Origin of the sequence: Paraburkholderia sp. GAS333, from assembly GCF_050435665.1 — a bacterium.
Lineage (GTDB): Bacteria > Pseudomonadota > Gammaproteobacteria > Burkholderiales > Burkholderiaceae > Paraburkholderia > Paraburkholderia fungorum_A.
Window position 1 is genome coordinate 642,674 of sequence record NZ_JBNDKS010000003.1, and the last position, 13,075, is coordinate 655,748.

At 63.6% G+C, this 13,075-nt stretch carries 10 protein-coding genes; all 10 read right to left on the reverse strand.

Annotation, left to right across the window (positions count from 1 at the left end):
- Nucleotides 1–87: 87 nt before the first annotated feature.
- A complete protein-coding gene (locus ABH945_RS18595; RefSeq protein ID WP_429251487.1) occupies nucleotides 88–3,708 on the reverse strand; it encodes a molybdopterin cofactor-binding domain-containing protein in 3,621 nt (1,206 codons plus the stop codon).
- Entirely contained in the window at nucleotides 3,705–4,229 is a 525-nt protein-coding gene (locus tag ABH945_RS18600) for a (2Fe-2S)-binding protein (RefSeq protein ID WP_429251488.1), read from the reverse strand. Before ABH945_RS18600 ends, ABH945_RS18595 begins: the two co-directional genes overlap by 4 nt.
- Nucleotides 4,230–4,260: 31 nt before the next feature.
- On the reverse strand, nucleotides 4,261–5,460 hold the full coding sequence (locus ABH945_RS18605; RefSeq protein WP_429251489.1) for an amidohydrolase family protein: 1,200 nt from the start codon (nucleotides 5,458–5,460) through the stop codon (nucleotides 4,261–4,263).
- A gap of 76 nt (nucleotides 5,461–5,536) precedes the next feature.
- On the reverse strand, nucleotides 5,537–6,250 hold the full coding sequence (locus tag ABH945_RS18610) for an ABC transporter ATP-binding protein (protein ID WP_074770212.1): 714 nt from the start codon (nucleotides 6,248–6,250) through the stop codon (nucleotides 5,537–5,539).
- Nucleotides 6,247–7,056 (reverse strand): ABC transporter ATP-binding protein, encoded by an 810-nt coding sequence (locus tag ABH945_RS18615; RefSeq protein WP_429251490.1) that lies wholly within the window; start codon nucleotides 7,054–7,056, stop codon nucleotides 6,247–6,249. Before ABH945_RS18615 ends, ABH945_RS18610 begins: the two co-directional genes overlap by 4 nt.
- Nucleotides 7,053–9,005, reverse strand: coding sequence for an ABC transporter permease (locus tag ABH945_RS18620; RefSeq protein WP_074771201.1), 1,953 nt, complete (start codon nucleotides 9,003–9,005; stop codon nucleotides 7,053–7,055). Before ABH945_RS18620 ends, ABH945_RS18615 begins: the two co-directional genes overlap by 4 nt.
- A gap of 170 nt (nucleotides 9,006–9,175) precedes the next feature.
- The gene (locus tag ABH945_RS18625; protein WP_074770216.1) at nucleotides 9,176–9,760 is read right to left on the reverse strand and encodes an amino acid synthesis family protein; all 585 of its coding nucleotides are present in this window, start codon (nucleotides 9,758–9,760) and stop codon (nucleotides 9,176–9,178) included.
- A gap of 48 nt (nucleotides 9,761–9,808) precedes the next feature.
- Nucleotides 9,809–10,399 carry an amino acid synthesis family protein gene (locus ABH945_RS18630; RefSeq protein ID WP_074770218.1) on the reverse strand — a complete coding sequence of 197 codons (591 nt, stop codon included), beginning with the start codon at nucleotides 10,397–10,399 and terminating at the stop codon, nucleotides 9,809–9,811.
- On the reverse strand, nucleotides 10,375–11,301 hold the full coding sequence (locus ABH945_RS18635) for a UPF0280 family protein (protein WP_429251491.1): 927 nt from the start codon (nucleotides 11,299–11,301) through the stop codon (nucleotides 10,375–10,377). Before ABH945_RS18635 ends, ABH945_RS18630 begins: the two co-directional genes overlap by 25 nt.
- Before the next feature lie 27 nt (nucleotides 11,302–11,328).
- The gene (locus ABH945_RS18640; RefSeq protein WP_074770222.1) at nucleotides 11,329–12,939 is read right to left on the reverse strand and encodes a 6-hydroxynicotinate reductase; all 1,611 of its coding nucleotides are present in this window, start codon (nucleotides 12,937–12,939) and stop codon (nucleotides 11,329–11,331) included.
- Nucleotides 12,940–13,075: the final 136 nt, after the last annotated feature.

Genomic DNA, 13,075 nt, shown 5'->3' on the forward strand with positions numbered 1-13,075 from the left:
GGATTGCGTGAAAGCTGTTCGTTGTTGTTGCGCTCGCTGTTCCGCGCGCTTTTCCGCTTTATATCAGGCGAAAAAACGGCCGGCGTTTCATTCCGCTGGCGACGTCGCGCGAATTCTGGCGACGCTTGCCGTGACGTCCTGCCACGCGGGTTTGCCACCGGCGAATTGCTGACGCAGGTACGACACGAGTTCGGCCACCTGGGCGTCGTTGAAACTGTCGCGATAAGCCGGCATCGTACCGAGTTCGGGGCGCGCAGGCGAGCCGATGCCGTCGAGAATCACGCGGATCAGGTTATCGGGTGTCGCGCTGTGCAGATTCGTGTTAAGCGCGAGCGACGGATGCGCGCCGAACAGTTGCGGCCCGCTGCCCGTGTGATGACACGCGGCGCAAGCACCGTCAAAGAGACGCGCGCCCAGCGTGGACGGCGCGCCGCTAATCGCGCTGGCCTGCTCGTATTGACGCGCGACCGCCTGCGGATCGGCGTTCGCCTCGAGCGGACTGAGCGACGCGAGATACGTCGCCATCGCGCGAATATCGCTGTCGGGCAGCGCCGCCAGATCGCCGACGACGGGCGCCATCGGCCCCGCTGCAACGCCGTGCAACGGCGCGTGACCGTGACGCAGATAGCTGAACAGTTCGTCCTCGCTCCACGGAACGGGCGCGTTCGAAAGCGTGGATAAAGCGGGCGCTTCCCAGCCGTCCGCAACACCGCCGCCCATGAAAGCCGCACCGGTTTTCTCGGCGCCGAACGCGTTGCGCGGCGAGTGACACGCGCTGCAATGGCCGAGGCCGTTCACGAGATACGCGCCGCGATTCCATTGCGCGCTTTGGGCCGCGTCCGCGCTGAACGTGGTGCGTCCGAGGAACAGGCCATTCCATGCCGCCATTAGCGGGCGCACGCTGAACGGGAACGCGAGCTTCGTTTCGGGCGGCCGTGAGCGCACCGGCGTTTGCGACATCAGATACGCGTAGAGCGCTTTGAGGTCGTCGTCGGAAGTGTTCCTGAACGACGTGTACGGGAACGCCGGATACAGCCGGTGACCGTCACGACTGATGCCCTGCCGCATCGCGCGAACGAAGGCTTCCAACGACCAGTTGCCGATTCCGGTCTGGCCGTCCGGCGTGATGTTGGTGCTGTAGACGGTGCCGAACGGCGTCGCGAGCGGTTTGCCGCCCGCGTTCGGCACGCCGTTATGCGCGGTATGGCAAACCGCGCAATTCCCGAGCGATGCGAGCACCTTGCCGCGTGCCACCAGATCGGGGGCGAACGCGCTGGCAAGCGGCGGCGTGATCGGTGCGATCGCGTGCGGCGTGAGCGACAACGCACCGAGCCAGCCCGCCGCGCCCGCTGCGAATGCGCCGAGAAAACCCAGTCGCCAGCGCTTTTTCCTGCGGGCTGCGGCGTCTTCGGCCTGCGCATCGGCAAGCGCCGCTCGGATCGTTTCCGGCGTGAACGGAGGTCGGCGAAAACGCACACCTGTCGCGTCGAAAAGCGCGTTGGCAATTGCCGCCGCGCCGGGCAGCGACGCGGATTCGCCCGCGCCCATCGGCGGCTCGCCGTGACGCGGCATCATCACCACGTCGATCACCGGCACTTCGCGGAATGTCAGGATCGGATACGCGCCCCACTCCTGGCTCGTCACCGCGTTTTCACCGAACGTCACGCGCTCTTTCAACGCACGGCTGGTCGCCTGAATCACGTTGCCGTGTATCTGATGACGCACGCCGTCTGGATTCACCATCGTGCCGGTGTCCTGGCCGACCACCACGCGCGTCACCGCGAGTTCGCCGCTTTTGCGATTGACTTCGACGTCGGCGATCCACGCGGACCACGCCGCGCCGAAGCCGGGAAATTTGCTATGCACGTAGCGGGCGTACGCGATGCCCCTGCCCCGTGCAATATCGCCTTCCTGCTCCCGCGTTGCCGATGGATCGCGCGGCTCCCAGCCCGCTCTTTCCGCGACCGCCTTGACCAGATCGACCGCGCGCGGATCGGTCAGATGCCTCAGCCGGAATTCGACGGGATCGACGCCCGCCTCGGCCGCGAGCTCGTCGATGAACGACTCGTGCGCGAACGTGTTCGGCAACGCGGACACGCCGCGCAACCAGGCAGCACGCACGATCGGCGGCGTATCGTCGCAAACGATCCGCATGCTGCGATAGTCGTACGGCGGCACGGCCGTGCGGTCGCCCATTTCGAACACCTGCGGCTGCGCGGGGATCGTGCCGGTCAATAACAGCGCCAACGTAGGCGCATCGTTCGACGGATAACGCGTCGCGAAATCGTACGCGGCCAGTTCGCCTTCCGCGCTCAACGCGCCGCGCACATCCATCAATTGCGCGGCGCCTTTCGGCTCCCACGTGTGTTCGTCTTCGCGCGACAGTTGCACGCGAACCGGCGCGCCGGTTGCACGCGAGAGCAACGCGGCGTCGGCGGCGACGTCGTCCGCGCAATTGCGGCCGTAGCATCCTGCGGCATCCATTCGCACGATCTCGATGTGCGCCTCGTCCATTGCCATCAGCAATGCGAGATCGGCGCGTAGCGAATGCGGATTCTGCGTGCCCGACCAGACCTTCAACGCGCCTTCACGATAATCGGCGACCGCGCACGACGGCCCAATCGACGCGTGCATCTGGAACGGCCATACATACGTACGCTCCAGAGTGCGCACAGGGTCTTGCGCGAGCGTGGCATCCACATCGCCGTCGATCAAAAGATCACGACGTGTAGCAGGATTCGCGCGCAACGCGGCTTCCACCTCCTCGCTCGTTTCAAGCGATGGCAAACCCTCAACCGTTTTCCACTGCACGTCCAGTCGTTTTACCGCTTGCTGCGCGACTTCTTCTCGCTCGGCGACGATGCCGACGAAATCGCGAATCACCACGACCTTGACGATGCCGGGCAACTCGCTGACGGAGTTTTCGTCGACGTGCAGCAGGCTATTGCCCATGAAGTCGCCCTGCGCAATGCCCGCATACGGCGGCCTCACCACGCGGCCATGCAACATGCCGGGCACGCGCACGTCGTGCACGAAAATCAGCTCGCCCGTTGCCTTCGCGGGGATGTCGACGCGCGGCGTGCTCCTGCCCACGACTTTGTACTGGTCGGGCGACTTCAACGGCGCATCGGCGGAGAGTTTCAGTTCGACGCGCCGTCCGCTGACCAGCTCCCCATAGGGAATGCTTTTCGCGGCGACGCCTTCGCTTTTTGCATCATGCAGAAATACTTTGCCATCCTGCACATCCAGTTGGTCAGCATCAGCGCCCAAACGCGCTGCCGCTTCGGCGAGCAGATATTGACGCGCTTGCGCCGCCGCCTGCCGCAAGGGCACCGCCGAAATCTGAATCGTCGCGCTGGCAATCGTCGGCCCCTGATTCGGCGCTTCACCCGTGTGGCCGAGCACGATCGATACGCGCGTGAGCGGTACATCCAGTTCTTCCGCGACGATCTGCGCGAGCGCCGTGCCGATACCCGTCCCGAGATCGACGTGACCGTTGAATGCAACCACGCTGCCGTCATCACGCACGACGAGAAACAGATCCGCCTCGGTCGGCACGAACGACGAACGCGAACCCGGCTGTCCGATCGCGGCCTTCACCGGACCTTGCGGCGGACGCGTCACGATCAGCACGCTTTGCGCGTCATAGAGCTGTTTGCGCGATGGCGGCGGCGTGCGTCGATCGACGCTGACGTCCGGGCCGGTCATGTGCGCGCTCCTTCATGCACGAGCGGCGCAGTAGTTGGCGCAGCTTGCGCGGCCAGCAATTGCGCAGCGCGTTGCACCGCTCGCACGATCTCGACATGCGTGCCGCAGCGGCACAGATTGCGCGACAACTCACGCTGGATCGTCGCGACGCTCGGCTGTGGATCGCGATCGAGCAATGCTTTGGCCGTCATGATCATGCCGTTCAGACAGTAGCCGCATTGCGCGGCCTGTTCTTCGATAAACGCCTGTTGTACGGGGTGCAACGCGGCGCGCGTGCCGAGTCCTTCGAGCGTCGTGATGTCGCGGCCCAGTGCGACCTTTGCGGTCGTCACACAGGCGCGCGTCGGCACGCCGTCGAGCAACACCGTGCATGCGCCGCACTCGCCCAAACCGCAGCCGAATTTCGGCCCGTTCAACGCGAGGTCGTTACGCAACAGGTAGAGCAAGGGCGTGTCGGCATCGGCGTGGACGAGGTGCGTCGCGCCGTTCACGTTCAGCACCAGTGGCGCGGAGCGTGTCATCGCGATGCCGCCCACGCGTGTCGGCGCGTACTCACAGCACGACCGGCACTTCAGTGGCCGGCGGCGTGTTGCGGCTGCGGCGGCAGCGGATCAGACCGTCGATCATCACCATGCCCACACCGGGAATATCGCCAAGCTGGACGCTTTCGAGCAGCGTATCGGCGGCCGTGTGTTGCGCGCGGTCCATGAAGACGAGATCAGCGGGACGGCCCACTTCGATCAACCCCTGGCGCAGATTGCGTTGACGCGCGGTGTTGCCGGTGGCGAAGCAGAACGCGATTTCAGCGGGCACGTCGGCGAGGCTGGAAATCAGCGCGATCATTCGCAGGATGCCGAGCGGTTGCACGCCGGACCCTGCGGGACTGTCGGTGCCGAGAATGATCCGGTGCGGGCACTTCAATTCGATTGCATGACGCGCGGTCAGCAATGCGATCCGCTCGTTGCCGTTGTGAACGATCTCCAATGCGCGGCTCGATTGCTCGCACAAATCGCACACATGCTTATACGACAACGATGTATGCCCACCGTTGATATGGCCGATCACGTCGGCGTCCGCCGCGAGCACCACATCGCGATCGATCAGCCCCGAACCCGGAATCGACGGACCGCCCGTGTGAATCGTGCTTTGAATGCCGTACTTGCGCGCCCACGCGACCATCTGCGCGGCTTCCTCGCCGCCCTTCACGCTGCCGAGCCCGACTTCGCCCAGCAGCTTCACGCCCGCCTCGGACAGCTCCTTGAAGTCCTCTTCGACCATGCCCTTCTCGATGACCGGCGCACCCGCCATCACCTTGACGCCGCCGCCGACACCCGCGCCGCGCATCCCTTCGAACGACCGTTGCGCGGTAATCGCCAGCGCCTTCACGCCAAGCACGTCTTTCGGGCGGCCAGGCAGATGCACTTCACCGGCCGAGATCATTGTCGTCACACCGCCGTTCAGGTTCGATTCGATCCAGCCCATCTGATTCTGGCGCGGCGTCCAGTCGCCGAATACAGGATGCACATGCGAGTCGATCAGGCCGGGCGCAACCGTCGTGCCCTTGCAATCGATCGTGGTCTTCGCGCCTTCGAGGTCGCAATCCTTCTCCTGGCCGACCGCGACGATCACGCCGTCGTCGATCACCAGCGTGGTCGCGTCGAGAATCGGCCGGTCGATATCGCCCGATAACAGCAGCCCGATGTTCGTGATAGCGACCTTGCCCGACAAACCCGTCAACGTCTCTGCTGCCATCTGCCTCTCCTTTCGCAACGACTGCCCGGCTACGCGTTACATGCGTCGAGGATGCACGCCACGCGCGCCAACGGAATCACACGCTCAGATAAGCGCGCCTGACTGTTTCGTTCTGTGCGAGTTCGCCGATCGTGCCGCTGAAGCGGATCTGCCCTTTTTCGAGCACATACGCGCGGTCGCTGACCAGCTCGGCGAAGTGCAGATTCTGTTCGGATAACAGAATCGACAGCCCTTCGCGCTTGAGTTCGAGAATCATGTTGGCCATCTGTTCGACGATCACCGGCGCCACGCCTTCTGACGGTTCGTCGAGCAACACGAGATACGGATTGCCCATCAGCGTGCGCGAGACGGTCAGCATCTGCTGCTCGCCGCCGCTCATCTGTCCGCCGGGACGCGTCGGCATTTCGCCGAGATTCGGGAAGAGCCGGAACAGCTTTTCCGGCGTCCATCGCGGCGCGCCTTCGCGCGGTGGCTGACGGCCCGTATCGAGGTTTTCCATCACGGTCAGATCCGCGAACACCCGTCGATCTTCGGGGACGAAACCCATGCCCATCCGCGAGATTTTGTACGGCGGCAATGCCGTGATGTTCTGTCCGCGAAACGTGACTTCGCCCTGGCGGCGCGGCAGCAGTCCCATCACGGCTTTCATCGTCGTCGATTTGCCTGCGCCGTTGCGGCCCATCAGCGCGACCACTTCTCCGCGTCCGACTTCGAGGCCGACATCGAACAGAATATGCGCGCGGCCATAAAACGCGTTGAGGCCGGAGACTTTCAGCATCGGCTCGCTCATTGCAGCGCTCCCTGTCCCTGATGACCGCCCGCCGTGTCATGCAACGGCGGACGCGGCTGAAAAGTCTTGCCGGTGCCGAAATACACTTCCTGCACGCGCGGGTCGTTACGGATCGTCTCGGCATCGCCCTCGGCAATCAGCTTGCCGCGCGCCAGCACGATCATGCGATCGGCGTAAGCGAATACGACGTCCATGCTGTGCTCGGTGAACAGCACGCCGATCTTGTGCTCGGTGACGAGCCGCTTGGTCAGCGCCATCAATTCGTTGCGCTCCTTCGGCGCCATGCCGGCGGTGGGTTCGTCCATCAGCAGCAGCTTCGGACGATTGGCGAGCGCGATAGCGAGTTCGACGCGCTTCACGTCGCCATAAGCGAGCACGCCGCACGCGCGATTCGCGTCGGCGGCCATACCGACCTGTTCGAGCAGCGCGATCGCTTCATCGGCATAGCGCGAGCCTGCGGGCTTCCAGAGTCCGAAGGTTTTGCGTTCGCGCGACACCAGCGCCATTTGCACGTTCTCAAGCACGGTCATCGAATTGAAGGTCGCGGCGATCTGGAAAGTGCGGCCGACGCCGAGCCGCCAGATATCGCGCGGACGCATGCCGACCAGTTCATGATCGTTCAGCCTGATCGAACCGGACGACGGCGACAGTTGACCGTTGACCATGTTGAAGCAGGTGGATTTGCCCGCACCGTTCGGTCCGAGCAGCGCCAATAGCTGACCTGCTTCGAGATCGAAGGAAACGTTGTCTACCGCTTTCAAGCCGCCAAATGATTTGCACAACGAGGAGACGCGCAGCAAACTCATAGCCCCTCCTTGATCGCAGCCGCGCGTTGCGAAGGCGTCGCCGCGCTGCTGTCGCGCTGATCGGCGGTATCGTCACCGGGGTCGCCGAAACGTTCGCGGATAAAGCCGACGATACCCTGCGGAAACGCAATCACCAGCAGCAGGATCGCGAGGCCGAGCAGCGCCTGCCAATAGTCGGTTTGTCGCGCGACGGTGTCCTGCAGCCACGTGAAGACAGCCGCGCCGACAATCGGCCCGCTGAGCGTCTGCAAACCGCCGAGCAGCACCATCACAAGGCCGTCGACGGAGCGGCTCACGCTGATCACCTCCGGCGAAATCGTGCCCTTGGAGAACGCATACAGCGATCCGGCGAGCCCGCAGAACAGCGACGCGATCACGAACGCCGCCCACTGCACGCGCTTCACGTCGATCCCGATCGCCTCGGCGCGCAGCACGGAATCGCGCGACGCGCGCATTGCATAGCCCAGCGGCGAGAACAACATTCTGCGCAACAGCCATACGCCGATCACCGCGCAAACCAGCGTGAGGTAATAAAACGCCACCGGCGACGCCAGCCAGTTCGACGGCCACAGCCCGAGCAGCCCGTTGCTGCCGCCCGTCACGTCGTCCCACTGGAACACGACGGACCAGACGATCTGCGCGAACGCGAGCGTCAGCATCGCGAGATAGACGCCGGAGAGCCGCACGCAGAACCAGCCGAAGACGAGCGCGCCGGCTACCGCCAATAACGGGCCGAGCAGCAACGCAGCTTCCATCGGCAGATTCAGGACTTTGAGGAACAGCGCCGCACCGTACGCGCCCAATCCGAAGTAAGCGGCGTGGCCGAACGAATGCATGCCGCCCGGTCCCATGATGAAATGCAGGCTCGTTGCAAACAGCACCGCGATCAATATTTCAACCAGCAGCACCGGCATGTACGGGAACGCGCCCGCGGCGAGCGGCGCGAGCACCAGAACCAGCAGCACGATTGCCGCGAGCCACTTCACGCGCTTTCCTGCGGGACGTAATGGCGTTTCCGGCGCAGCCATGCCGCGCACGGCGGCACTCGCGCGGCCGAGCAGCCCCCAGGGCCGCACGACGAGAACAATCGCCATCACCACGAATTCGGCGACCAGCGTGAAGCGGCTCAACGACAGATCGACGCCGAACAGCGACACGTGTCCGATGCCGATGCACAGCGCCTTGATCTCCGCGATGATCAGCGCGGCAACGAACGCGCCCGGAATCGACCCCATGCCGCCGACCACGACCACGACGAACGCATTGCCAATCGTCTCGAGATCGAGCGACAGATTCGCCGACATGCGCGGTCCTTGCAACGCGCCGCCCAACCCTGCAAGAAAGGCGCCGACGAAAAACACGCCGGTAAACAGCCACGCCTGATTGATGCCGAGCGCGCCGAGCATCTCCCGATCCTGGGTCGCGGCGCGCACGAGCGTGCCCCAGCGTGTGCGCGTCAGCGCGTACCAGAGGATGAGCAGAACCACCGGGCCGATCACGATCAACGCGATGTCGTAGGTCGGCAATTGATGACCGAGAAATTCGACTGCGCCGGTCAGATGCGGCGCGCGTGGGCCGAACAGATCGTCGGGGCCCCACAGCCATAATGCGGCGTCGCGAAAGATCAGTACCAGTGCAAAAGTGGCTAGCAGGTGGAACAATTCGGGCGCCTGGTAGATACGCCGCAACACGATCATTTCGACCAGCGCGCCGAGTACCGCGACGACCAGCGCGGCGGCCAGCACTGACAACCAGAATCCCCCCACCGTGTGCCCGAACCGGCTGGCGATGCTGTACGCGACATAGATGCCGAACATGTAGAACGAGCCGTGCGCAAAGTTGACGATGCGCGTCACGCCGAAGATCAGCGACAAGCCGGCGGCGACGAGAAACAACGTCGACGCATCGGCGAGTCCGTTGACCAGCTGTACCAGCAAATTCGAAAGCATCACGCCCCTCGGCAGATTGCCGAACGGCACATGCGCGGCGTGGCGCATGCTGCACGATCGGCAGATATTGCAGCGCGTGGGGCGACATGCACGCACGCGTCAACGGTAAAACAGCCTGTCCGGTTTGGGACTGGATTCAACGGGCCTGCAAACGCAAACAGCCGGGCGATTCAGCGCAAACCGTCTTCGCCCTTGATCTCGCTCACCTGCAAGCCGCCGATACGCGGCAACGGTCGGCCCGAAGCCGTCACGGCCACCGCCACGACAATTTCATTCGCACGCGGCGCGTCGGCAACGCGTGCTTCGATTGCGTCGAAGTGACTGCGCACGAAGGCGGCATCTTTATGACCGAGCGGCACGTCGATCGCGGTGCCGAGCGTACCCATTTTTTTCGCCGACGGCACCAGCGCCGCGCCCTTTTCAACCGCGACCCGCAACGGCGCACCCAGCTTCGGATGCAGGATCGCGGCGGCGTGTTCCAGTTCGCCCGCCTCGCCGACAATCGCCGCCTTGCCGTAACTTTGCGCGTCGCCTGGCTCGATGCCGAGCGCTTCGACGCATTTGTTGCCGAGCAACGCGCCTAATTCTTCACCGGCTTCGATCAGTGCGTCGAGCTTCGCTTCATAGCGGCCCGCATACGGATTGTCGATTACCGCAATCGCCACCGCGCGACGGGTCGGCGGATCGATAGTCTGCCCCATTTCAATGCGCGTTTCATCCACCTGCACGATCAGCTTGCGAAGCTTGATTGCCATTTCACTCTCCGGGTTTCGATGCTCGTTCCGAGTTTCCACGCCAACGTGTCAGCGCAAGCCGTCCTTGCCGACAATCGCTTCTTTCGCCAGCCCGCCGACGCGCGCATGCACTCGCTGCCCCGTACTCATCACGAGGATGTACACGAGTTCATCGGCGGCGGGCGCGCCTGGCACGCGCACTTCGATCGCGTCGAAATGACTGCGTACGTAGCTCGCGTTCACGTGCGTGAGCGGCACGTCGAGCGCGGTGGACGGTGCGCCGACCTTCTTCGTCGACGGTACGATGGCGTTGGTCGGCACGCCGTTTTTCTCGAGCAACTCGCGCATCGCGTACCCGCCGGGCACGTGCCATAACGCGCCGTGTTCGAGTTCGCCGCGCGAGCCGATAATCGCGCCCTTGCCGTAACTTTCAATCGATGCATGCGGCACGTTCATCGCCGCCAGCAGCCGCTGCGCCATGTCGAAGCCGATGGGCTTCAGCGCTTCCATCGCGGGTTCGATTTTCGCTTCGTAGCGGCCAGCGAACGGGTTCGTCATCACCGCGGCGATTGCACCGCGTCTCAATGGTTGCGCGGGCGGGGGACCGAACTCATGAAAGATATCTTCGACGTGCGTCAGCACGCGGCGTATTTCGAACACGTTGCCTCCGTTGTTGTATCGGCGCGAGGTGTTGGCAACGCGCCATTGCGATCCATGCCGACGACGCGAACCCGCCCTTGCAGGAACAACGCGGCGCATTCTATCAAGCCAATTTCCCGCAGATGCTGCGCGGCCTGTGCGCCGCGAGACAATGCGAAATCGACGAGCGGTTGCGGTAAAGATGGGACGTCGACGGTGACGGGCAGGTCGCCGAGATCGCTATCGTCTTTCAGCGACGACGCCGGACGGCGCACGATTGCCGCGTGGTCCAGATCGACCGCGTTGGCGATGATCGTCGCGGCGGCGTCGGCGATGGCAGCCGTGGGTGCTAGCACGGTCACGCTGTCAGCAATGCCAAGGCTGAAACTTCGGCCGCGCCAGCCGCTGGTCGCAACGCCGCGAATGGGGCGACTGGCGTCGAGCGTGAAGTTGGCGTCGAGCGCGAGGTTTTCGTCGGCCGCGCGTTTGCCGGCGTACTGCGCCAGATCGGCGAATACGCCAATGCGGTATTGCCGCCCTTCCGCCAGATACAGCGCAATATCGCCGCCGTTGTTGATGTAAGCGCGCTCGATGCCTTTACGATTGAAAGCCGCGATCAGTTCATCGGCGACACTGCCTGCGACTGCTGCCATTGGTGTGATGTAGCGCGCACGGTGCGGATGGCACGCGGACCACATGCGTCGCGCAATCGGACCTTTCAATGCGGTTTCCATTTGTACAGGCTGCCGCAACAGCTTCAACTCGCCGACCAGTTCGGGCAACACTTCGGTGAAACGCACCCAGCAGGCGTCATACGCGGCCTGCAATGCGGCAGGCTCGCCGTCCGCGCTAAGAATCAGATCGATCGGCCCGTGTTGCCAGTGCCAACGGCTTGCATCGAGTCGGGTGCGGGTGGGGTTCATGACGTTTTGTGTTGATCCGGGAAGCGGTTAGCCGAGCATTGGCGGCATCGAAGGCGGCCACGGATTGTCTGGATTACGCGCCAAGGTTCGACGCGCGAGCGGCGCCCCTTCCGTATGTTCCGGCCCATTTGCCAGCACGCTTTCCAGCGAGCGCACCGCGTCGAGATGACCACCGAGATCGCGATACGCGTCATACGTCATGGTGAATTCGATCGGCGCGACAATCGCGGGCGTCGGCACCGTGCCGAACGAACGATCGGGCATACGCGACACATCGACCATGACCGTAATGCCGCCGCCCGGCCACACATAAGCCGGCGCACCACCGCACGTGACGTTGACCAGCTTCTGTTTGATCGCGCGCGTGAGCAGCACGGGGTTCTCCGTGGCGCCGGCCCGCAGACTGCCGCCCGCGCCGCCGAGAAACAGCACGGTAGCCAGTGAAGGCTCACAGTTCTCACCAATCCGCTCGACCGTTCGACGCACCGCGTCAGGCATCTCGGCAATACGCGGCACGAGATCCTGATCCAGCTCATACCATTGCGCGTGCTCGCCGGTGGTCGACACCATCAGCAAACGCATGCCCGGTTTTGCGACGCCAGGATCGAAACCTTCGACAATCGCGAGCGGGTCCTGAATGTCGGTGCCGCCCCAACCGGTGCCCGGATTCGCCACCTGAAAATAGCGGCCGGGCGTCGATTTACGTCCGCGAATTTTCAGACCCGAACGCGTCATGCCGAGGCATCGGCCCGCCTGGTGTTCGGTGAGCACGCCGGTAATGTGATCGTCGACGACGACCACTTCGTCGGCATGACCGAACCATTGCTTCGCGAAGATGCCGATGGTCGCGGAACCGCAACCCACACGCATGCGCTGCTCTTCCACCCCGTCGACAACCGGTGCGGCGCCCGCGCGAATCACGAGGCTTGCGCCGCCGTCGATGCTCAACTCCACCGGCTCCTTATTGCCGAGCGCGAGCATCATGTCGCAGGTCACGCGGCCTTCTTTCTTGCTGCCGCCCGTGAGGTGATGCACGCCGCCCAGGCTCAGCATCTGCGAGCCGTATTCCGCAGTGGTGACGTGGCCAACAATCTCGCCATGACAGCGCACGTTCGATTGCTCCGGCCCGAGGAAGCGGTCGGTGTCGATCTTCACCTTGAAACTGCAATAACTGAAAATGCCCTCGGTGACGACCGTGATCATGTCGACATCGTCGAGCTTCGAAGCGACGATAAAAGGTGCAGGCTTATAGTCGGGATAGGTAGACGATGCACCGACGCCGGTGACGAATAGCCCCTGTTCAGCGGCATATTCCTGCTCTTTCGCTTCGGACGAAGCATCGAATTCGACTAGTGTGTCGGTCGGCTTTGCGCCCGCTTCAGCAGAAGCCGCGCGCGACAAAAACACCACGGGATCGACGCGAATCAGCCGCCCCTCCGCATTCGCATAACGATCGCACGCGCCGGTGCGCCCCTCTGATATCTGGCACAGCACAGGACACGCATTGCATTCGATCTTGTTCGACGCCATCCGCTCGCTGCGCGGAGCCGCCTTTTCGAGCACGGTCGGTCCAGGCGTCGACGCGGTTTCGCCGTCGACACTGTCCGCACCGAAATCGACCTTCGTGTGTTCTGTCATGGTGGGGTTCCCATACGACATTACAGGCGACGACATCACAAGCGGTCCTGAGCGGCTGACGAATAGCCCTTATTTCAAGGCACTTTCGCGTGACCTTTCTATTTTCATGTTGCGGTCACTCACCGTTCATGTAGTA

Bases quoted from the DNA above. Each gene is read 5' to 3' on its own strand.
- ABH945_RS18595 (WP_429251487.1), bottom strand. From the start codon at position 3,708: ATGACCGGCCCGGACGTCAGCGTCGATCGACGCACGCCGCCGCCATCG.
- ABH945_RS18600 (WP_429251488.1), bottom strand. From the start codon at position 4,229: ATGACACGCTCCGCGCCACTGGTGCTGAACGTGAACGGCGCGACGCAC.
- ABH945_RS18605 (WP_429251489.1), bottom strand. From the start codon at position 5,460: ATGGCAGCAGAGACGTTGACGGGTTTGTCGGGCAAGGTCGCTATCACG.
- ABH945_RS18610 (WP_074770212.1), bottom strand. From the start codon at position 6,250: ATGAGCGAGCCGATGCTGAAAGTCTCCGGCCTCAACGCGTTTTATGGC.
- ABH945_RS18615 (WP_429251490.1), bottom strand. From the start codon at position 7,056: ATGAGTTTGCTGCGCGTCTCCTCGTTGTGCAAATCATTTGGCGGCTTG.
- ABH945_RS18620 (WP_074771201.1), bottom strand. From the start codon at position 9,005: ATGCTTTCGAATTTGCTGGTACAGCTGGTCAACGGACTCGCCGATGCG.
- ABH945_RS18625 (WP_074770216.1), bottom strand. From the start codon at position 9,760: ATGGCAATCAAGCTTCGCAAGCTGATCGTGCAGGTGGATGAAACGCGC.
- ABH945_RS18635 (WP_429251491.1), bottom strand. From the start codon at position 11,301: ATGAACCCCACCCGCACCCGACTCGATGCAAGCCGTTGGCACTGGCAA.
- ABH945_RS18640 (WP_074770222.1), bottom strand. From the start codon at position 12,939: ATGACAGAACACACGAAGGTCGATTTCGGTGCGGACAGTGTCGACGGC.